Source organism: Streptomyces sp. NPDC088915 (genome assembly GCF_044749825.1).
Lineage (GTDB): Bacteria > Actinomycetota > Actinomycetes > Streptomycetales > Streptomycetaceae > Streptomyces.
The window spans coordinates 1-20,666 of the sequence record NZ_JBIVIR010000022.1 but is presented as its reverse complement, the minus strand read 5'-3'; the positions used below and the strand labels follow the sequence as shown (position 1 = coordinate 20,666).

19 protein-coding genes are annotated in these 20,666 nt (G+C 73.5%); 11 read left to right on the top strand and 8 right to left on the bottom strand.

Features of this window, described 5'->3' with window-relative positions; translation table 11 throughout:
- Positions 1–4 precede the first annotated feature (4 nt).
- Positions 5–1,093 (bottom strand): ACR3 family arsenite efflux transporter, encoded by a 1,089-nt coding sequence (gene arsB / locus ACIP5O_RS32045; RefSeq protein WP_401299820.1) that lies wholly within the window; start codon positions 1,091–1,093, stop codon positions 5–7.
- Positions 1,087–1,392 carry an ArsR/SmtB family transcription factor gene (locus ACIP5O_RS32040; RefSeq protein WP_401299817.1) on the bottom strand — a complete coding sequence of 102 codons (306 nt, stop codon included), beginning with the start codon at positions 1,390–1,392 and terminating at the stop codon, positions 1,087–1,089. Before ACIP5O_RS32040 ends, arsB begins: the two co-directional genes overlap by 7 nt.
- Before the next feature lie 74 nt (positions 1,393–1,466).
- On the opposite strand from ACIP5O_RS32040, the gene ACIP5O_RS32035 reads away from it, so the two are divergent.
- A complete protein-coding gene (locus ACIP5O_RS32035) occupies positions 1,467–1,889 on the top strand; it encodes an arsenate reductase ArsC (RefSeq protein WP_401299814.1) in 423 nt (140 codons plus the stop codon).
- A gap of 121 nt (positions 1,890–2,010) precedes the next feature.
- On the top strand, positions 2,011–3,285 hold the full coding sequence (locus ACIP5O_RS32030; RefSeq protein ID WP_401300040.1) for an APC family permease: 1,275 nt from the start codon (positions 2,011–2,013) through the stop codon (positions 3,283–3,285).
- A 127-nt stretch (positions 3,286–3,412) separates the two neighbouring features.
- On the opposite strand, the gene ACIP5O_RS32025 is transcribed toward ACIP5O_RS32030, so the two are convergent.
- The 4 genes from ACIP5O_RS32025 to ACIP5O_RS32010 all read right to left on the bottom strand — a co-directional run bounded on the left by ACIP5O_RS32025 (position 3,413) and on the right by ACIP5O_RS32010 (position 8,747).
- The gene (locus ACIP5O_RS32025) at positions 3,413–6,349 is read right to left on the bottom strand and encodes an ABC transporter permease (RefSeq protein WP_401299811.1); all 2,937 of its coding nucleotides are present in this window, start codon (positions 6,347–6,349) and stop codon (positions 3,413–3,415) included.
- A 2-nt stretch (positions 6,350–6,351) separates the two neighbouring features.
- Positions 6,352–7,089 carry an ABC transporter ATP-binding protein gene (locus tag ACIP5O_RS32020; RefSeq protein WP_121829213.1) on the bottom strand — a complete coding sequence of 246 codons (738 nt, stop codon included), beginning with the start codon at positions 7,087–7,089 and terminating at the stop codon, positions 6,352–6,354.
- 33 nt (positions 7,090–7,122) lie between these two features.
- Entirely contained in the window at positions 7,123–7,977 is an 855-nt protein-coding gene (locus tag ACIP5O_RS32015; protein ID WP_401299807.1) for a universal stress protein, read from the bottom strand.
- Positions 7,978–8,039: 62 nt separating this feature from the next.
- On the bottom strand, positions 8,040–8,747 hold the full coding sequence (locus ACIP5O_RS32010; protein ID WP_401299804.1) for a CBS domain-containing protein: 708 nt from the start codon (positions 8,745–8,747) through the stop codon (positions 8,040–8,042).
- A gap of 347 nt (positions 8,748–9,094) precedes the next feature.
- Between ACIP5O_RS32010 and ACIP5O_RS32005 the strand changes: the two genes are divergently transcribed.
- On the top strand, positions 9,095–9,994 hold the full coding sequence (locus ACIP5O_RS32005) for a universal stress protein (RefSeq protein WP_401299802.1): 900 nt from the start codon (positions 9,095–9,097) through the stop codon (positions 9,992–9,994).
- On the top strand, positions 9,994–10,677 hold the full coding sequence (locus ACIP5O_RS32000; RefSeq protein WP_401299800.1) for a helix-turn-helix domain-containing protein: 684 nt from the start codon (positions 9,994–9,996) through the stop codon (positions 10,675–10,677). Before ACIP5O_RS32005 ends, ACIP5O_RS32000 begins: the two co-directional genes overlap by 1 nt.
- A gap of 52 nt (positions 10,678–10,729) precedes the next feature.
- Here ACIP5O_RS32000 and ACIP5O_RS31995 read toward each other — a convergent pair whose 3' ends face one another.
- Positions 10,730–11,593: a universal stress protein gene (locus tag ACIP5O_RS31995; RefSeq protein WP_401299798.1), complete on the bottom strand. Its 864-nt coding sequence runs from the start codon at positions 11,591–11,593 to the stop codon at positions 10,730–10,732.
- A 176-nt stretch (positions 11,594–11,769) separates the two neighbouring features.
- Here ACIP5O_RS31995 and ACIP5O_RS31990 point away from each other — a divergent pair, with 176 nt between their 5' ends.
- The 7 genes from ACIP5O_RS31990 to ACIP5O_RS31960 all read left to right on the top strand — a co-directional run bounded on the left by ACIP5O_RS31990 (position 11,770) and on the right by ACIP5O_RS31960 (position 19,746).
- Positions 11,770–12,669, top strand: coding sequence for a universal stress protein (locus ACIP5O_RS31990; RefSeq protein ID WP_401299795.1), 900 nt, complete (start codon positions 11,770–11,772; stop codon positions 12,667–12,669).
- Complete coding sequence (locus ACIP5O_RS31985) at positions 12,666–13,583, top strand: universal stress protein (protein ID WP_401299793.1); 918 nt, start codon at positions 12,666–12,668, stop codon at positions 13,581–13,583. Before ACIP5O_RS31990 ends, ACIP5O_RS31985 begins: the two co-directional genes overlap by 4 nt.
- Positions 13,584–13,856: 273 nt before the next feature.
- Positions 13,857–15,473, top strand: a complete 1,617-nt coding sequence (locus ACIP5O_RS31980) for a PEP/pyruvate-binding domain-containing protein (RefSeq protein ID WP_401299792.1) — start codon at positions 13,857–13,859, stop codon at positions 15,471–15,473.
- A complete protein-coding gene (locus tag ACIP5O_RS31975) occupies positions 15,470–15,925 on the top strand; it encodes an Hsp20/alpha crystallin family protein (RefSeq protein WP_401299790.1) in 456 nt (151 codons plus the stop codon). The genes ACIP5O_RS31980 and ACIP5O_RS31975 overlap by 4 nt, the downstream gene beginning before the upstream one ends.
- On the top strand, positions 15,922–16,425 hold the full coding sequence (locus tag ACIP5O_RS31970) for a flavodoxin domain-containing protein (protein ID WP_401299789.1): 504 nt from the start codon (positions 15,922–15,924) through the stop codon (positions 16,423–16,425). Before ACIP5O_RS31975 ends, ACIP5O_RS31970 begins: the two co-directional genes overlap by 4 nt.
- A 41-nt stretch (positions 16,426–16,466) precedes the next feature.
- Complete coding sequence (locus tag ACIP5O_RS31965; RefSeq protein ID WP_401299786.1) at positions 16,467–17,060, top strand: hypothetical protein; 594 nt, start codon at positions 16,467–16,469, stop codon at positions 17,058–17,060.
- On the top strand, positions 17,053–19,746 hold the full coding sequence (locus tag ACIP5O_RS31960) for a cation-translocating P-type ATPase (RefSeq protein WP_401299784.1): 2,694 nt from the start codon (positions 17,053–17,055) through the stop codon (positions 19,744–19,746). The genes ACIP5O_RS31965 and ACIP5O_RS31960 overlap by 8 nt, the downstream gene beginning before the upstream one ends.
- On the opposite strand, the gene ACIP5O_RS31955 is transcribed toward ACIP5O_RS31960, so the two are convergent.
- Positions 19,734–20,393, bottom strand: coding sequence for a DUF4389 domain-containing protein (locus ACIP5O_RS31955; protein WP_401299782.1), 660 nt, complete (start codon positions 20,391–20,393; stop codon positions 19,734–19,736). The two genes, ACIP5O_RS31960 and ACIP5O_RS31955, sit on opposite strands and share 13 nt — an antisense overlap.
- Positions 20,394–20,666: the final 273 nt, after the last annotated feature.

The window sequence follows — 20,666 nt, the reverse complement described above, 5'->3', positions numbered from 1 at the left end:
GCGTCTACGACCGGCCGGGGGCGAACTTCTTGCGCCAGGCGAGCGACACGTAGACCAGGGCGACGAGGACGGGGACCTCGATGAGGGGGCCGACGACGCCGGAGAGTGCCTGGCCGGACGTGACGCCGAAGGTGGCGATGGCGACGGCGATGGCGAGTTCGAAGTTGTTGCCGGCCGCCGTGAACGCGAGGGTTGCGGTGCGGTCGTAGTCCAGGCCGATCGCCTTGCCCAGCGCGAAGGTGCCGAACCACATCACCGCGAAGTAGACGAGCAGTGGGAGCGCGATCCGTGCCACGTCCAGCGGTTGTGAGGTGATGGTCTTTCCCTGGAGGGCGAAGAGGATGACGATCGTGAACAGCAGGCCGTACAGGGCCCAGGGGCCGATCTTCGGCAGGAACCGCCGCTCGTACGACTCGCGGCCCATCTTCTCCTCGCCGATGCGGCGGGTCAGGAAGCCGGCCAGCAGGGGGACGCCGAGGAAGATGAGGACGTTGAGCGCGATCTTCCCCATGGAGATGTCGAGGACCTCGCCCTCGCCCAGGCCGAGCCGGTCGGGGAGGACGTCGAGGTAGAACCAGCCGAGCAGGCCGAAGGCGAGGACCTGGAAGACCGAGTTCAGGGCGACGAGGACGGCCGCCGCCTCACGGTCGCCGCAGGCCAGGTCGTTCCAGATGATCACCATGGCGATGCAGCGGGCCAAGCCCACGATGATCAGACCCGTGCGGTACTCCGGGAGATCCGGAAGGAAGATCCACGCGAGGGCGAACATCACCGCCGGTCCCAGGACCCAGTTGACGACCAGCGACGAGACCATGAGCTTCTTGTCGCCGGTGACGGTGTCCAGCCGGTCGTAACGGACCTTGGCGAGGACCGGGTACATCATGATCAGCAGGCCGGCGGCGATCGGCAGGGAGATGCCGCCGATCTCGACCTTCGCGAGCGCGTCGTTCAGGCCGGGGATCAGTCGCCCCAGGCCCAGGCCGAGCGCCATGGCGAGGAGGATCCAGACGGCGAGGAAGCGGTCGAGCGTCGACAGCTTCGCGACCACGGATGCCTCCGGGGCAGTGGTCGCGGGGGCGGTGGGGCTCAACATGACCTCTTGGAGTCGGCGTGGGCGCGGGCGGTGGCGGCGAGTCCGGCGAACTGGCCGGCGAGTGCGTCGAGGACCTCGGGCTTCAGCCGGTAGTACGTGAACCGGCCGCACGGCTCCGTCTCCACCACGCCGGCCTCCCGCAGCACCTTGAGGTGGTTGGAGAGGTTGGTCTGTCTGGCTCCGGTCTCCTCGACCAGGTGCGTGGTGCACAGGGTCTCGTGGGCGAGCAGGGACACGATCCGGAGCCGCAGCGGGTCGGCGAGGACCTTCAACAGCTCAGTGTCGACTGACGTCAGCATGGACTGATATTGTCACATCAGTGAAGGATGATGCCAGTCCGGGCTGATGCCCATCTGTTGCGAAAGAAGAACCGATGTCCGAGTCCCCGCTCGCGTCCGTCCTGTTCGTATGCGTCCACAACGCCGGGCGCTCCCAGATGGCCGCCGGATTCCTGCGCCACCTCGCGGGCGACCGAATAGAGGTCCGCTCCGCCGGCTCCCTGCCCGGCGACCAGGTCAACCCGGCCGCTGTGGCCGCCATGGCCGAGCTCGGCATCGACATCTCCGACCAGCGGCCCAAGGTCCTCACCCCCGAGGCCGTCCAGGCGTCCGACTACGTCATCACCATGGGCTGCGGCGACGCCTGCCCGTACTTCCCCGGCAAGACCTACCTCGACTGGCGGCTGGACGACCCGGCAGGCCGGGGCGTGGAAGCCGTCCGCCCCATCCGCGACGAGATCAAGGGCCTCATCGAGAACCTCGTCGCCGACATCGACGCGAAGACGCAGGAGAGCTGACCGCGTCATGACGACGACCACGGTGAGCGCCCGGAACGCGCACGGGGTCGTCATCGGCTTCGGCCACGCCGCCGCGCTTCTTCATCGCCCGCACCCCTTCCAAGCCCTGAGGAACGCGTCCATGGACGAGTCACCGGCCGCCGGAAGCGCCCCGGAGGCGTTGCGGCGGACGCTCGGCGTGCCCGACGCCGTCGTGATCGGTCTGGGGTCGATGATCGGCGCCGGGATCTTCGCCTCCCTGGCCCCGGCCGCCCGCGCGGCCGGCTCCGGGCTGCTGATCGGTCTCGCGCTCGCCGCCGTCGTCGCGTACTGCAACGCGACCTCCTCCGCCCGGCTCGCCGCCCGCTACCCGGCCTCCGGCGGCACCTACGTCTACGGCCGCGAACGGCTCGGAGAGTTCTGGGGCCACCTGGCCGGCTGGGCGTTCGTCGTCGGCAAGACGGCCTCCTGCGCGGCGATGGCGCTCACAGTCGGCTCGTACGCGTGGCCCGGCCAGGCGCACGCGGTCGCGGTCGCCGCCGTGGTGGCGCTGACGGCGGTGAACTACGCCGGTGTGCAGAGGTCGGCCCTGCTGACCCGTGCGATCGTGGCCCTCGTCCTGGCGGTCCTCGCCGCCGTGGTGGTCGCCTCCCTCACCTCCGGCGCGGCGGACGCGGCCCGGCTGGACGTCGGCTCCGACGCGACCTTCGGCGGGGTGCTCCAGGCCGCGGGGCTGCTGTTCTTCGCCTTCGCCGGGTACGCGCGCATCGCCACCCTCGGCGAGGAGGTCCGCGATCCTGCCCGTACGATCCCGCGGGCGATCCCGATCGCGCTGGGCATCGCCCTGGTCGTCTACGTCCTCGTGGCGGTCTCGGTCCTGATGCTCCTTGGTCCGGACGGGCTGGCCGGGGCGACCGCGCCGCTGGCGGACGCCGCGCGGGCCGCGGGGGCCGACCGGCTCGCCCCCGTCGTGCGCGTGGGTGCGGCCGTCGCCGCGCTCGGCTCTCTGCTCGCCCTGATCCTGGGCGTCTCCCGCACCACGCTGGCCATGGCCCGCGACCGGCACCTGCCGCACGCCCTGGCCGCGGTGCACCCGAGGTTCCAGGTGCCGCACCGCGCCGAACTCGCCGTCGGGGCCGTGGTGGCGGTGGCCGCGGCGACGGCCGACGTGCGCGGGGCGATCGGGTTCTCCTCCTTCGGCGTCCTCGTGTACTACGCCGTCGCCAACGCCTCCGCCTGGACCCTCGCCCCGGACGAAGGCCGGCCGGCGTGGATCGTCCCCGTCGTCGGACTGGCCGGCTGCCTCGTCCTGGCCTTCGCGCTCCCGGCGTCCTCGGTGATCGGGGGCGCCGCGGTCCTGGCCCTCGGGGCCGCCGTGTACGGGGTACGGCGCGCGGTGGCCGCCCGCACGCCGTGACCCGGTGACGGCCGGACCAGCACCCGACCGGCCGGTCGGCGCGACAGTACGGGTTGCGGCCACTCCCGCCCGCGGTGACGACCACGCGAGCGCGATGCCCGCGCCGTGACGGCCACGCGTGGGGAGTTCATTCGGTCACCCGCACCGCGAGCGCCGGGCGGATGGCCGCCGCGCGCCGGGCCGGGCCGATCGTGGCCAGGAGCGACGCGGCGAAGGTGGCCGCCGCCAGGACGCAGATGCTGCTCCACTCGATCGGGAAGCCTCCTTCGAGTCCTTCGAACGCGGCGCTGTTGGCGTACATCAGCCAGGTCGTGAGCACGCCCAGGAGCGAGCCGAGCACGATTCCCTCCAGGGCGACGAAGCTGCTCTCTCCCAGGAAGGAGCGCTGGACGGTCCGTGCCCGGAAGCCGAGGGCCCTCAGGATGCCTATGGTGCGGCGGCGTTCGCGTACGGCCCGGACCATGACGACGCCGAGGCCGGCGATGCCCACGCCGAGGCCCAGGGCGAGGAAGCCCTGCATGAGCCGGAAGAACGCGGTGCTGGAGTCGAACTGGCGGCGGATGTCCGACTCGACGGGGGTGGCGACCAGGCTGGACGAGAGCTGCTCGCCCTGCAGCCGGGTCGCGAGGGCGTCGGGGGAGGTGCCGGGTTCGGTCCGCACCAGCGCGGAGGCGTTCTGCGCCTGCGCGCCGAAGAGTTCGCGCGTCGCCCGCTCGCCCAGCACCAGGGGGTACGTCGTGGAACTGGCGCCGGTGCCGGGCCGGAAGACCATCCCGTTGCTCAGCACGCCCGCGATGACCTTCTGTTCGGAGCGGCCCGTGCGGGGGTCGGTCAGGGTGAGGGTGTCGCCGGGGTCGTAGTAGTCGCCGGCCGGGCCGCCCGTGCTGCCGAAGAAGGCGTCGAGCGCGACGTACCGGGGGTCGGAGGCGAGGGCCCGCCACACCGCGGCGTCGTCCGGCAGGCCGGGCAGCCGCTCGCGGAACGTGATGCCGGTGACCGCCCCGTCGGGCACGCCGACGACGGCGGTCTCCAGGGGCGCGGCGCCGCGGTGCCCCGGGTCGGTGGACCGTCCCGTGGCGTTGAGCAGCGGGGTGACGGCGGCGATGCCGGAGGCCGACGGGCCGTCGCGGAGGCCGGAGAGGAGCCGGTCGCCCGCGACCTGGGGGTTGTAGTCCAGACGCAGGGAGTACCCGGAGGTGGCGTCGGCGACGACCCCGTCGACCCCGGCGCGCAGCACGCCCGAGATCTCGGTCAGGAGGACGAGCACGAAGACGATCAGCGTGTACATCACCAGCGTCGCGCCGGTCCTGAACCGCTTGGCCAGCGGGTACGCGACGGCGAGCCGCGCCGCCAGGCCGCCCTCCGTCGGACGGCTCAGGAACCGCCGTACGGGACGGAGCAGCGTCTTCTGGTTGTCGCTGACGAGCACCACCGCGGAGAAGGCGGCCAGGGCGCCCTGGACGACGTACACGGACATGGAGGGGGTGTCGAAGATGCGGGGGCGTACGACGGGGGCCAGGAGCGTCCAGGCGAGGACGGCCCCCGCGACCAGGGTGGTGACGGTGTGCCGGGGCAGGACGCGCAGGAGTGCCGGAGCGGCGAAGGCGAGCGCGAGCGCCGGCAGGAGGTACGTCGTGTCGGGCCGGCTGCCGGCCACGGCAGGGACGGCAGCGAGCGCGCACAGCACGGACAGGACGGTGCAGACCACGAGGAGACGGCGGCGCTGCTTCGCTCCGGGGGTGGCGGGGAGGTCGCGGATTGCGGCGATGATATTGAACCTGCTGATGCGCACGCTGGTCGCGAGGACGGCGGCGAAGGCGATGAGGAGCCCCATGGCCACGCCGTTGAGGACGCTGGTGGGGGTGACGGCGAACGCGATGCGGATGCCGCTCCCGCCGACCGACCACCCCTGGAAGATCTGCGCGGCCACCACGGAGACGCCCCAGCCGACGGCGACCCCGACGGCCGCGCCCGGCAGCGCCGACAGCAGGGCGTAGGTCGCTCCTTCGAGGGTGAAGGAGCCGACCAGCCGCGAGCGCTTCATCCCCACCGCCCGCACCATGCCCATCTGGGACTTCCGCTCCTCGCCCAGCATCACGAAGATGTTCACCAGGAGCAGGGCGCCCGCGATGATGCTGAAGCTGCCGATCATGAGGAACAGGGCCCCGAGCGAGTCCCCGGCCTGCCGGGCCTCCTCCAGGACCGTGTGCTTCGGGGTCTCGACCGTCGTCCGCCCGGCGAGCGGGCCCAGGGCCTGCCGGATGTCGGCGGTCACCGGGTCGGTCAGGGCCTCGCCGCCCTCGACGCCGCCCCGGTTCGACACGAAGGTGACCGGGCGCGGCTCCGTGCCGGCGGCCCGGGCGGCGGAGTCCAGGGCCCCGGGCGCCAGGAACACGTCGCGGTTCAGCCTGCCGCCCAGGCCCACGCCGGCGAGCCCTTCTTCCGGGACCACGCGCTCGACCCGGTAGCTCCGCGGCGCCCCGAACAGGTACAGCGTGACCGGATCCCCGGCCCCCACGTCCAGGGAACGGGCCAGCGGTTCGTTGACCACGACCCGGCCGGGCCCCGGGGCCGGTCCGCCGAGCCCGGAGCCACCGCCGGCGGCGCCGAAGCGCGACGCCTCGTCGAAGTCCACCTGCCAGGCCAGGACGCGCGGTTCGGCGGCCGTGCGCCCGCCCGCCGAGCTGACGGCCGACGCCTGGGCGGCGCGGGCGTTCAGGACGCCGTCGACGTCGGGATCGTCCGCGAGACCGGCCAGCCGTTCGGCGACGGCGCGCCCGGTCGGTCCGGGCGGTGCGACGATCCGCTCGTCCACCGGCCCCAGGGTCCGGTACGCCTCCTGCCGTACGGAGAAGTTCAGCGTGTCGCCGACGACCAGGGCGCCGATGACGATGGCCGTCCCCAGCATCGACCCGCCGATCACCAGAGCGGCCTCGGTGCGCCGGCGGGCGACCTGCCGGAAGGCGAGCCGCCGTGACACCGGCTGCCGCACGACGAGCAGTGCCAGGGCCGCGAGGGCGAGCCCGAGAGCGACCAGCAGCGGGACGAGGAGGTTCGGGTACATGATCAGCCCAGGGGGACGTCGGGGACCGCGGCCGACGCGGCGACGACCTGCCGGACGTCGTCGACCAGCCGGCCGTCGCGCATCCGGAGCAGCCGGGGGACACGGGCGCCGATGGCGCTGTCGTGGGTGACCAGGACGATCGTCTGCCCCTCGTCCCGGTTGAGTTCGCACAGCAGGTCCATGACCTGGCCGGCCATGGCGCTGTCGAGGTTGCCCGTCGGTTCGTCCGCCCAGACGACGGCCGGACGCCCCGCCAGGGCACGGGCGATGGTGACCCGCTGCTGCTCGCCCCCCGACATCTCGCTCGGCCGGTGCTCGACCCGGTGGCCGAGCCCCACCCTGCCGAGCATGTCCAGCGCCCTGCGGCGCGCCTCGCGCGGGCGCGTGCCCACGAGCAGGAGGGGCAGCTCGACGTTCTCCACCGCGGAGAAGACCGGGATGAGGTTGAACGCCTGGAAGACGAATCCCATGGTGCGGGCGCGGTGCTCCGTGCGCGCCGCGTCCGACATCGCGAACAGGTCCTCGCCCTCGACCTCCACCTTCCCGGCGTCGATGTCGTCGAGGCCGGACAGACAGTTCAGGAGCGTGGTCTTCCCGGAGCCGGAAGGCCCCATGACCCCCACCATCTCGCCGTGGCGCACGACGAGGTCCAGGTCGAGCAGGGCGGTGACCTCCACCGAGCCCGTCCGGTAGGTCTTGCGGACTCCGGTGGCGACGAGGAGTGCCCGGTCGGTGTTCATGCTTCCGTACGACCTTTCGGACGGAGCCGGGAGTCAGTGGTGCGGCACGAGGGCGACCGGGGCGCGGCTGTGGTGCAGGACCGCGTGCGCCACGTTGCCGAGGGAGGCGCCCAGGGTGGAGCGGCGGATGCGGCGGCCGACCACCAGGAGGGGCGCGCCCTCGGCGGCCCGGACGAGTTCCCGGCCCGCCGAGCCGAGCACCACGTCACCCGTGGCGGGGACGTCCGGGTACTTCGCGCGCCAGGAGGACAGGGTCTCGTCGAGTGAGTGCCGTATCTCCGGGGCCACGGCGACGCGGACGTCCGGGACGACGGCCGGGCCGAGGTTGCCGAGGAGCGGGAGCTGCTGGGAGTAGAGGACGTGGAGGCCGGTCCGGCGCAGGGACGCCTCGGAGAAGGCGAACTCCAGGATCGGATCGGCCGGTTCGCGCAGGTCCACGCCGGCCACGACGGGACCGTCCGGGTCGGCCCCGGCCCGTGCCCGTACCAGGACGACCGGGCGTTCCACCCGGCCCGCGACCGTCGTGCCGACCGATCCGACGAGGTAGCCCGCCACTTCGCCCAGGGCGCGCGACCCGAGGACCAGCAGTTCGGCCTCCTCCGCCGCGGTCACCAGGCCCGTGACCGGGTCCGGGTGAAGCAGACGGGTGGCGACCGGCAGGTCCGCGTGACGTTCGCGCAGGCGGGCCGCGGTACGGGCGAGCAGATCCTCGGCCCACGACGTGACGGGTTCCCGTGACACGAACGGCAGGAGGGCCTCCGGGGACGGTTCGCTCGCGTGCACCAAGAGCACTCCGGCACCGCGCAGCTCCGCTTCACGCGCGGCCCACTCGGCGGCGGCCTCCGCCTGCTCCGTGCCGTCCAGGCCGACCACGATGCTCCGCGTCATGACCTCTCGCCTCCTTGCCCCGCCCGTCGGTGTCGTCGGTTCTCCGATTCCGCGGTGACGCATCATCCGCTCCTCTCCGGTCGCGGGGGTTCCACGTCGAGCGCGAGACCGTCACGTGCGAGACCGCCGTGGGCGTGGTCGAGGGACTCGTGCAGGGCGACGACCCCGTCGACCCAGCGGCAGAGCCGTACGATCACGGAGACGTCGGCGCGCTCGTCGACCCGGCCGGTCAGGGTCACGACGCCGTTCGTCACGGACACGCGGACCGTGCCGCGGGCGAGCCGCAAGGTGCCGGACAGGACGTCGCGCTCGATCTCCTCACGGATCTCGGCGTCGTCGCGGAGGAAGGGCCGCAGCAGGTCCCTGTGGCTGACGATGCCGACGAGCCGTGCGGCCCCCTCGGTCACGGGAAGCCGCCCCACCCCTTCGCGGTGCATGGTCCGGGCCGTCTCGGAGAGGTTCCAGTCGGGGTGCGCCGTCGGAGCCGGTGACGTCATCAGCCCGGCCGCCGTCTCGGCCTCGGGCAGCCCGTACTCCCGTGAAAGCAGCCGTACGCCCGCCCAGCGGCCCTCCAGGGCGGGAAGCTCCGCGGTTCCCCGCAGCAGGTCGGCTTCCGAGACCACGCCGAGGAGCCGCCGTTCCCCGTCGACGACCGGCACCGCCGACACCTCGTGTGCGACGAGGAGGCGGACGATCTCCTTGAAGGGGGCGGCGGGAGGGGCGGTGACGACGTCCTGCGTCATCACCTCGGAGACGGTGCGGTGCCGCATGGCACTCCTCCTCTCCGGGGACGTGGTGGTCCCGGTGCCTCCACGATGGCCGCGGAGTCCGCGCGGGAGGAGTGCCGAACGGTCCCCTTCCGGGACCGTTGGCCCCCGTGGGGCCGCCCCGGCGATCCGCCGGCCGTGTTCCCGGGACCGGGCACGCGGGCGGGAGGACCCGTGAGAAGCGGACGTCCCTTTCCTGCCGCCCCGGTTCCCCGCGCCCGGAGCGCGGTTCCTTCCGACGGGGCCCGAGCGGGCCGCGCCCCGGGGACCGACCGGCCCTATCCGGTCCCCTCCGCCCGGTGCGAGCGTGGCAGCAGGCCACCCCGCGACCCGGAAAGGCGGTGGGCACCATGGAATCGCCCCTGGTGGTAGGAGTCGACGGATCGGACCCCAGTCTCACCGCCCTGGACTGGGCCGTCGACGAGGCCGTACGCCACGGCCTTCCCCTGCGCGTCGTCCACGCCTCGCTGTGGGAGTGGTACGAGGGGGTCGCGGTGGCCTGGACCACGAAGCGGCTCCCGGAGGAGCTCCTCGCGGAGGACGTCGTCGCCGCCGCGGCCGAGCGCGCCCGGCGGCGCGCACCGGAGGTGGAGGTCACGACGGACGTCCTCGCCGAGGACGCGGCGACCGTGCTCCTCCGGGAGGGGGCGACGGCCGCGGCGGTCGTCGTCGGCTGCCGGGGGCGTGGAGCTTTCGCCGACCTCCTCCTCGGGTCCGTCGGCCTCGTCGTGGCCGCCCGGTCCCCCGGCCCGGTGGTCGTGGTCCGGGGAGACCGACAGGCACTGGAGGCACGTCACGGTCGCGTGCTGCTCGGCCTGGGCGAGCACGACGTGGACTCCCCGGCCGTCCGGTTCGCCTTCCGCGAGGCGGCCGTACGGGACGCGGAACTCGACGTCGTGCACACCTGGCGGCGACCGGCCCACGAACCGGTCGGCCATCCGCTCCTGACCGGCGACCAGGGAGGGTACGGCGAGCGGCAGGCGGCCGAACTGATCGAGAAGGCACTCGAACCGGTGATGGAGGAACACCCTGGGGTGCGGCTCCGGAGGAGCGTGGTCGAAGGCCCCGCCCACAACGTGCTCACGCAGCGCTCCGCCGCCGCCGACCTGCTGGTCGTCGGGGCGCGACGCCGTGAGGCGCTCGTGGGCCTCGAACTCGGCAGGGTCGCCCACCGCGCCCTCCACCACGCCTCGTGCCCGGTCGCCGTCGTGCCCTCACGAGCCCCGAAGCCCGAAGGAGGAGACCTGTGATGCCAGGGACCGGAAACCCGTACGCCACGAGCGACCTCGGCCGCCGCGTCGCGGCCAGGCGCGCCCGACTCGGCCTGTCCCGGGAGGAGGTCGCCGAACGGGCCGGCTCCACGCCCGGCTACATCGCCTACGTGGAGGAGAGGGTGCCGGCCCCCGGGGCCGAGTTCCTGGTCCGGCTGGCGAACGCCCTCCGGACGACCGTTCAGGACCTCGTCGGGTACACGGCCGACCTCCCTCAGGGCGGAGCCGCCGGACGCGACCCGCGGACGGAGGAGATCGACGAGGCGGAGTGCTGGGCGCTGCTCGACGGCCACGGCGTCGGCCGCGTCGCGGTCGAAGGACGGGACGGGCCGGCGGTCTTCCCGGTGAACTACCGGGTCGTGGACCGGGAGATCGTGTTCATGACCGCGGCCGACTCGGCCCTCGCGCACGCCTCGGCGAGCGGTACGGAGATCGCCTTCGAGCAGGACCGGCTGGACGAGGCCTTCAGCCAGGGCTGGAGCGTCCTCGTCGTCGGTACGGCGCGTACGGCGCCGGACGGCGACGAGGCCGCACGGCAGGCGGAGGCCGCGCGCTTCGGGCCCTGGGCCGGGGGAGGGCGGGAGACCGTCGTGACGCTGTCGCCGCGCCGGGTGACCGGACGGCGCGTCGTGGTGCCGGGCGCACCCGGCACCACGGACTGAGCCGTCGCGGAGCCGCCGTCCCCACACCGGGGACGGCGGCTCCGCACCCGCGTCACGACAGGGGGACGACGGCGACCGGTGCCGGGCTGTGGTGGATGACCGCGTGGGCGACGTGACCGACGTGGGAGCCGAGCGGGACCTTCCGGCCGCGACGGCCCACGACCACGAGGTCCGCCTCCCTCGCCGCCTCCGCCATCTGGTACGCGGGGGAGCCCACGACCGCCCCGGACGAGACCTCCACGTCCGCGTACCGCCTCCGCCACGGCTCCAGCAGGCCGTCGAGTCCGGCCGCGAGCCGGTCGCCCAGCTCCACGCCCGCACTCGGGTCCACCATCGCCGCGTAGCCGTACGCGGGAGGCAGCGTCCAACTGTGCAGGAACCGGAGCGGCAGCCTCCTGCGGGCGGCCTCCGCGAACGAGAAGGCGAGCAGCGGCTCGCACGGGTGGTGGACGTCGACGCCCACCACGATCCCGCCGGACGGTCCCCGCTCGCCCTCGGCCCGTTCCGCCCGCACGAGCACGACCGGCCTCGACGCCGCGCCGACCACGGCGAGGGACACCGAACCGACGAGGAAGCCGGTGAATCCACCGAGGCCCCGGGAGCCCAGGACCATGAGGTCCGCCTCGTTCGCGGCGGCTGTCAACTTCTCGGCCGCCCGGCCCTGCACCTGTTCGCCGTGCACCTCCAGACCCGGGTGGTCCTTCCGCGCGTGCTCCGCCGCCTCCCGCAGCAGCTCCTCGGCCCGCTCGGTGGCGGCACGGAGGTGCGACGCCGGTATCTCCGGTGCGGCCGGCCACTCCTCGACGTGCACCAGCCGGAGCGGCACCTCCCGCAGCACGGCCTCATCCGCCGCCCAGCGCGCGGCGGCGAGACTCTGCTCGGACCCGTCCAGGCCGACGGTCACCTGTGCTGTCATGACGCACCTCCTCCTGCCGCAAACGGCTTCCAGGACTCCAGCCTGGACACCGTCCTTCCCGCCCGAGAGGGGCCGGGCAGGTCTCGATCGGGGCCGAACGGCCCATCCCGGACGGGCACGCCACGGTGCGAGCGTGGAGGACACCACCCCCGGGGGCACACCGCCGAGGAGGAACCATGAGCAGCGAGATCCCCGCCCGGCCGGAACTCGGCAACCTCGTCGTCGGGGTCGACGGATCCCCCTCGGCCCGTACGGCCGTGCTCTGGGCGGCCGCCGAGGCCGACCGCCGGGGCCGCCCCCTGCGCCTCGTCCACGCCGCCGACACCGACCGGCGCGCCCTTTACACCAACGCCGAGACGATCCAGGCGGTGCGGGAAGCGGGCCGGGAACTGCTCGTCGAAAGCGCCCGGGCCGTCCACGACCGCTTTCCGGACCTCGACGTCACCAGGGAACTCAGCCGCCAGGAGCCGGTGGCCGCCCTCCGGGCGACGGCCGGACGACACGGAACCGTCGTGGTGGGCAACAGGGGCCTCGGCGGCTTCGCCACCCTCATGCTCGGCTCCGTCGGCCTGGGCGTGGCGGCCCGCGCCGACGTGCCCGTGGTCGTCGTACGAGGGGACACCGAGCGTCCCGGGACGGGCTCCGTGACCGCGGCCGTGCACGGAGCCGCCGACCTGGACTGGCTTCTGCTCGCCGCCGCCGAGGCCGACGCCCGCAAGGCCGCCCTGCGGCTCGTGAGCGTCTGGAACGTGTTCGCCCACGTCGGCACCGTCACGACCATGCTCGACGACCTCGACGTGATCGCCAGGCAGCGCGTGCACGAGGTGAAGGACCTCGCCGACCGCGTCCGAGAGGTCTACCCGGACCTCGTCGTCGGCCACCACGTGGAGACGGGCACGAGCACCCCCGGCATCCTGGTCGCGGCGAGCGACCGCACCGACCTGCTCTTCATGGGACGGAGCCGCTCCCCGGTCCTCGGGCCGACCCTGGGACGCGTCGCGCACGCCCTGATCCACCACGCCCACTGCCCCGTGGAGATCGTCCCGCCCGCCTTCACGACCCGCGACGAGCCGTGAACACCGTACTGGTCGGCGTCGACCCCCAGGAGCTGTCGGTCCCGGCCCTGCTCTGGGCCGCCGACGAAGCCGCGCGCAGAGGGCTGCGGCTGCACATGGTCACCGCCGTGCCGCCGGTCCACGAACGGCTCGCGTACGACGCGTTCCACCACGGCGGCGCCCTGCGCACCCGCGCGGAGTCGGCGCTCGCCAACGCCGAGGACCTCGTACGGGAACTGCACCCGGGCCTCTCGTCCGCGACGGAGCTGGTGGACGGGCCGCCGGCCGCGGTCCTGCGCGAGCGGGCGGCGCGGGCCGCGCTCGCCGTCGTGGGCTCGCGCCACCTGGGAAGGGCCGCCGAGATCTTCAGCGAGGGGTCGGTGGTGCTGCCGCTCACGGCGTGCGCCGACTGCCCCGTCGTCGTGGTCCGCGCTCCCGAGCACACCCTGGTCCACCCCCCGACCCTCGTCGTCGGCGTGGACGGCAGCGCGTCCAGCCGGGCGGCCGTCGCCTTCGCGGCCGAGGAGGCGAGCCTGCGCGGAGCCCGGCTGCGGACGATCTGGGTCCGGCCCCACCCCGCTCCCACGCACGAGACCGAAGCGCGGGACCTCGCCGCATGCCGGCGGCTGCTCGCCGCGTCGGTGGCGGGCCCGCGCGAACGCCACCCCGGCGTGGACGTCACCGAGGAGGTCGTGAGCGGGCACCCGGTCGAACGACTCGCCCTGGCGGCCCGGTCGGCCCTCGCCCTGGTCGTCGGCCGCAGGGGGAGCGGCGGCTACACGGGCATGCGGGTCGGCTCGACGGTCCACGGTCTGCTCCACCACGCCGAATGCCCCGTGATCACGGTTCCCCCCACCGGGCGAGGGGACACGGGCGACGACCTGGCACAGGCCGAACGGTCCTCCCTCCGCACGGGCCGACCGGCCCCCGTCTGATTGCCCGCCCGGCACTCGGCGCGCCGGATCCACCGGGGGACGGTGGAACGAGAGGACGCTCCGCGAGAGCCACCCCGTCCTTCCGGAAAGGACGTCCCCGCGGGCCGTCCCCGTTCTTCCGGAGGCGAGGACGATGCAGCGCATACGAATCCGTCCCCGGCCCCACCGGCCCCACGAACCGGCGCCTCCGGACCTGCGCACGCCGTCCGGCCGGCCGTTGCCGTACTGACCGACCGCCGACGGGGGACCTCGACAGCCAGGAAGGACGACGCCATGGAATCCGTGCGACACGTCGTACCGTTCATGGAACTGGGCCGACGGGACGTCGGCCGGGTGGGAGGCAAGAACGCCTCGCTGGGCGAGCCGACCAACCGGCTCGCCGACGCGGGCGTCCGCGTCCCGCCCGGGTTCGCCACCACGGCGGAGGCGTACGGGGAACTCCTCGACACCGACGGCCTGCGCGACCTGGTGAGGCGGCAGATCGACCGCCTCCACGAGGGAGCCCGGCTCGACGAGGTCGGCGCGGCCGTCCGCTCGCTCTTCCTCGCGCGACCGCTGCCCGCCCCGCTGCGGGACGCCGCGCTCGCCGCGTACGAGGAGCTGGCCGCGCACACCGGCCGTGACGCGCCGGAGGTGGCCGTGCGCAGCAGCGCGACGGCGGAAGACCTGCCCGAGGCGAGCTTCGCCGGACAGCAGGAGACGTACCTGAACGTCCGCGGTCCCGACGCGCTCCTGGAGGCGTGTGCGCGCTGCTACGCCTCCCTGTTCACCGACCGGGCGATCGACTACCGCGAGCGGATGGGCTTCGACCACCTGGCCGTCGCCCTCTCCGTCGGCGTCCAGATCATGGTCCGCTCCGACCTCGCCGGCGCCGGGGTCGTCTTCACGCTGGACCCGGAGAGCGGATTCCCCGACGTCACCGTGGTGAGCGCCGCCTGGGGCCTGGGGGAGACGGTCGTCAGCGGCCGGGTCGACCCCGACGAGTACACCGTCTTCAAGCCGAGCGCCAAGGATCCGGCGCTCGACCCCGTGATCGACGTGAGGACCGGGAGCAAGCGGCTGAAGACCGTGTACGCGGAGGCCGGACTCACCCGCACCGTCGACGAAGGCCCATCCCATGGCCCTGCTCCACCCGGAGCGGCTCGACGCCGACGACCGGCACGCCATCGAACGAATCACCGAGGGCCACCCCGACAGGGGCGAGTACTTCGTCGACCGGCTGTCCCACGGCATCGCCCGCATCGCCGCCTCCCGCCGGCCCGCCCCGTCGTCGTGCGCACCAGCGACTCCAAGACGAACGAGTACGCCAAGCTCCTCGGCGGCCGACCCTTCGAACCGGACGAGGCCAACCCCATGATCGGCTGGCGCGGCGCCAGCCGCTACTACAGCGAGGGCTACCGCGAGGGGTTCGCCCTCGAATGCAGGGCCCTGCGCAGGGTCCGCGACACGAGGGGCCTGACCGACGTCGTCGTCATGTTCCCCTTCTGCCGCACCCTCGACGAGGCCGACCGGGTGCTCGCGGTGATGGCCGAGGAGGGACTCGTACGGGGCGAGAACGGCCTGTGCGTGTACGTCATGGCCGAGATACCGGCCGACATCGTCCTCGCCGAGGAGTTCGCGGAACGCTTCGACGGCTTCTTCATCGGCAGCAACGACCTCACCCAGCTCACCAAGGCTCTCCGCCGATCCGACGAAGTCGAGAGGGCGCTGCTCAGCATGGGCCGGTCGGCCCCTCCCGGATGCGGACCGGTCGGCCCATGCGGGCGGTCCCGTCGGCACTGCACCGTTCCGGAGACGGAGCGGAAGAGTGGAGCGCGGGAGACCCGGACCCGTCACCGCCCACGGGGCACAGCGGGCCCACCGGAACCGAGGACCGGGAGGACACGATGACCGGAGGCAGGGTGGAACGCAGGCACAGCCTCTTCCCCGACTTCGACGACTGGTTCGGCAGGGGATTCCCGGGACTGCCCGGATGGCGCCCCGCCACGGCGGCCCACTCCATCCCGGTGGAGGTGACCCGCGACGACGGGGCGTACGTGCTCCGCGCAGAACTGCCCGGGATGGACCCCGACGACATCGGCGTCACCGTCGACGACAACCTCGTCACGGTGACCGCGGAGCACGGCGAGAGCGAGGACGACAAGGAGCACTCGGAGTTCCGCTACGGATCGTTCCGCCGCACCGTCCGCCTCCCGTCGCCGGTCCCGGCCGACGGCGTCGAAGCCTCGTACGCGGACGGCATCCTCACCGTCAGGGTCCCGATGCCCGACGAGGAGCCGAAAACCGCACGGACCGTCCCGGTGCGGCGGGCCGACGGCGTGCCCGAAGGAGGAACGTCATGACCAGCAAGCGAGTCCTGGTCGCCCACGGCAGCAAGCACGGCGCGACTGAGGGGATCGCCGACGAGATCGGCAGGACCCTCCGCGCCGACGGCATCGACGCGGTCGTCCTGTCGGCCGACGCCGTCTCCGACGTCAGCGGCTACGACGGCGTCGTCCTCGGTGGGGCGCTCTACGCCGGGCACTGGAACGCCAAGGCGCGGCGGTGTGCCAGGCGCAACGCCGAGCAGCTCCGCCACAGGCCGCTCTGGCTCTTCAGCAGCGGCCCCGTCGACAACTCCGCGGAGCGGCGCGACATCCCGCCCGTCCCCGGGGTCGCCCGCCGCATGAAGAAGCTCGGCGCACGCGAGCACGTCACCTTCGGCGGCGCCATGACCGCCGAGACGCCCGGTTTCATCAGCCGGTCCCTGGTCCGCCAGGGTAAGGGCGGCGACTTCCGCAACCCGGAACGCGTCCGGGCCTGGGCCCACCACATCGGAACGGAACTCGGCGCCGCGGACTGAACGGCGACGAGCACGCCGGAAGACCCCCCACGAGGTGCGGCATGACCTACCGCGAACCGTCGGAGAGCAGGGCCGCTCCACCGGAGGGCGGACCCCACCAGCGGGCTTTCCTGCTCCTCGTCCTGATGATCGCCCTGATCTGCGGCGCCGTGGCCACGGGAAAGCTGTGGGAGGTCGGCGCCGCCGCCGATCGGGACCTCGCCGCCCACCGGCACCGGGTGACGGCGACCACGACCGGGCCCGCCGAGGACCCGCCCGCCACCACCCGGTACGACACGAAGCCCTACTCCCTCGCGCCGGCGACCTGGGAACAGCCCGCCCACGTCCGTCACTCCGGGACCGTCCACGTCCCGCCCCGGACGCCCCGGGGACAGGACGTGACCGTCTGGGTGGACGACGCGGGGCTCCCCGTCCGACAGCCCGGCGACACCGCGGACCGCGCGCTGGCCGCCTTCTCCGGCGGCGTCACGGCCGCGGGCGTCGTCGGGCTGGCGGGCGCCGGCACGCTCGTCCTCGTACGGCGCACGGCCGAAGGACGCCGGTACGCCGCCTGGGAACGGGAGTGGGAACGGGTGGAACCCGTGTGGTCGGGCAGGGAACACCGGGGCACCGGGGCGGGGACGGACCGTGACTGACCGCCTCAGGAGCCCCGCCGCCCCGGGACGGGCCGACGCTCCCGAGCCCTCCCTGTCCTTCGACCCCAGCGAGCCGCTGCCCCGGCTTCGCCGCGAACTGGCCACCGGCCCGGACGGCCTCTCCACCCGCGAGGCCGCCCGCCGCCTCGCCGTCCACGGACCGAACGAGGTGCGGCGCAAGGCGCACTCCTCCTTCGTACGGGAGCTGACCGGGCAACTCGTCCACCCCCTGGCCCTGTTGCTGTGGGCCGCCGCCGCCCTCGCCTTCGTCGCGGACCTCGGGGTCCTCGGCTGGGCGATCCTCGCGGTCATCGCCGTCAACGCGGCCTTCGCCCTGCTCCAGGAACGCCAGGCCGAGCGCGCGGTGGAGACCCTGGCCCGCTACCTTCCCGAGCACGCCCTCGCCGTCCGGGACGGCCGGCCGCTCACCGTGGAGGTCCGCGACCTGGTGCCGGGCGACGTGATCGTCCTCGACGAGGGCGACAAGGTCCCGGCCGACGCGCGCGTCACCGAGGGCGGAGTGGAGGTCGACCTGTCGATGCTCACGGGGGAGTCCGTCCCGGCCGAGCGGATGGCCGCGGAGGGACTTCTCGGCGTCCCGCTCATCGAGGAGCCGAACCTGGTCTTCAGCGGGACGACGTGCGTCGAGGGCCAGGCCAGGGCGATCGTGTTCGCCACCGGCGACCGCACCGAACTCGGCCGCATCGCCGCGCTCAGCCAGCGGACCCGGCGCGAGGCGAGTCCGCTGGAGCAGCAGGTCAAGAAGGTCGCCTGGCTCATCGCCGGCGTGGCCACCGGCATGGGGGCGGTCTTCCTCGTCGTCGGGGTCGCGGTCGGCCTTCCGGTGACCGACTCCCTCATGTTCGCCATCGGCCTCCTCGTCGCCAACGTCCCCGAGGGACTCCTCCCGACCATCACCCTGGCCCTCGCGGTCGGCGTACGCGCCCTGGCCCGCCGGGGCGCCCTGGTCAAACGGCTGAGCGCGGTCGAGACGCTCGGTTCCACGAGCATCATCTGCACGGACAAGACCGGCACGCTGACCCGCAACCGGATGAACCTACAGGCACTCTGGACGCCCGTGCACGGCGAGGACCAGGGTCCCTGGACGGAGGAGCTGGTACGGACGGCCGCCCTGTGCACGACCGTCTCCCGCGAAACCGACGGCGAACTGCACGGCGACCCCACCGAGACGGCGCTCGTCGTCGGCGCCGCCGAACACGGGGTTCCGGTGGACCCCGGACGGCGCGACGCCGGACGGCGCGCCCTGTTCCGCTTCGACCCCCGGCTGCGGCTGATGTCCGTCGTCCAGACCGACGGGACGACGGGCGCCGGGCGGATCGTGGTCAAAGGAGCTCCGGAAGCGGTCTTCGACCGACTCCTCCCGGGCCCCGGCACGGACGCCGTCCGGTCGGCCGCGCAGGAACTCGCCGGGCGGGGCATGCGCGTCCTCGCCGTCGCCGTACGGGACCTGCCGCCCGGCGCGGAGCCGCCCCCGCACCGCCAGGACGCCGAGTCGGGGCTGACCCTGCTCGGTCTCGTCGCCCTCTACGACCCGCCGCGTCCCGAGGTGGCTGCGGCCGTCCGCCGCTGCCACGAGGCCGGGGTGAGGGTGCACGTCGTGACGGGCGACAACGGGGCCACGGCGGCGGCCGTCGCCCGCGAGGTCGGCATCGGAACACCGGAGCTGAAGGTGGTCGCGGCCTCCGAATCCCTCGACGACGACGAACTGGACTGGCTTCTGGCCGACACCGACGCCGAAGTCGTCTTCGCCCGCTCCTCGCCCGAGACCAAGCTCAAGGTGGCCGACGCCCTGCGCGCCCACGGACGGATCGTCGCCATGACCGGCGACGGGGTCAACGACGCCCCCGCACTGCACCGCGCCCACATCGGGGTGGCGATGGGGCGCTCCGGCACCGACGTGGCCCGCGAGGCCGCCGCCATGGTGCTCACGGACGACGACTTCACCACCATCGTGGCCGCGATCGAGTCCGGACGCCGCGTCTACGACAACGTCCGCAAGTTCATCGTCTACATCTTCGCCCACGCCACCCCGGAGATCGTCCCCTTCCTCGTCTTCGCGCTCTCCGCCGGCACCGTCCCGCTGCCGCTCACCGTCCTGCAGATCCTTGCCATCGACCTCGGCACCGAGACGCTGCCCGCCCTGGCCCTGGGCCGGGAGCGCTCCGAACCCGGCATCATGCAACGCCCGCCCAGGCCGCGCCGCCAAGGCGTCATCTCCCGCGACATGCTCGTCCGCAGCTGGGGCTACCTGGGCCTGACGTCGGCGGTCCTCGTCATGGCCGGCTACTTCTACGTCCTCTGGCGCGCGGGCTGGCAGCCGGGCGACCCCACGGGGCCCGGGGACCCGCTGCACCACGCGTACGTGACGGCCACCACCGCCACCTTCGCCGGCATCGTCACCTGCCAGATCGGCACCGCCTTCGCCGCCCGCACCGACCACGCCGCACTGCGCGACATCGGGCTCCTCTCCAACCCGCTGCTCCTCGCGGGCATCGCGTTCGAGCTCGCGTTCACCGCCGCCCTCGTCTACGCGCCCCCGCTCCAGCACCTCTTCGGCACGGCGGCCCTTCCCCCGGACGTCGTCCTGCTCGTCGCCGTCTTCCCCGTCCTCGTCTGGGGCACGGACGAACTGCGGCGCGCCCGGCGACGCCGTCACCGCGGGTGATCGGGTTCCTTTTCCACGCCGCCCTGGTCGAGGCGGAAGGGCGGGTAGGCGTCGGTCATCAGGCTCGCGTAGGCGGCGACGCGCAGGACCCAGCGGTTGAGCCCGACGACCAGGTCGAACAGGTCGCGCGGATAGCGCGAGGTGAACGCGAGGGCGAAGCCGGCGATGACCGCGAGCAGGGTGATCAGGCCGCCGCTCCACCAGTCGACGTGCGCGCCGCCGGTGAAGAAGGCGATCACCAGGTAGTGGGGGATGGCGAGGAGCCACCACTTGACCAGGACCAGCGAGCGCGACAGGCGCTCCGGGTAGGCGATGTCGAGGCGTGCCGGGTAGTCGGGCTCCGGGCCCAGGCTGAAGGGCGGGTAGCGGTCGGTGGCGAGAGCGCCGTAGGAGTAGTAGGACACCCGCCAGGACCAGCGCAGCACGCCGAGGTTGAAGTCGAACAGCGCGCGGGGGAAGCGCTCGGTGAACAGAATGGCGAAGAACGCGACCACGGTGACGAGGAGGAAGGCGATCCAGAGGAAGAACAGCACGATCCAGTGGGGGATCACCAGGATCCACTTGACCAGCCACAGCCAGCGGGACAGAGGGGAGTCGAGCTCGGCCGTCACCGTCACCGGCGGGTATGAGGTGCGCTGACTGTCCATGATCGTCGCTTCCTTGCCAGGCCCCCTGTACGGGGGCGGGCAGCGTGGTCATTCCAGTGTCGTCCATCCGGTACTCGTCCGCGTCTCGATCCGGTGCCGGGCGGTGCTGGTCAGAGCGGTCAGTCGGGCTGAGGGCGTCGGCCGGGGAGGCGCCGGGCGGGGCGTCCTCCGGCAGGGTGGCGAGGTCCTGCTCGAAGTGTTCGCGGGCGGCTGCCGGGGTGTCGGGCGGGTCCGTGCGGAGCCCTCCGCGCATCACGGTCCGCAGCAGTGGTT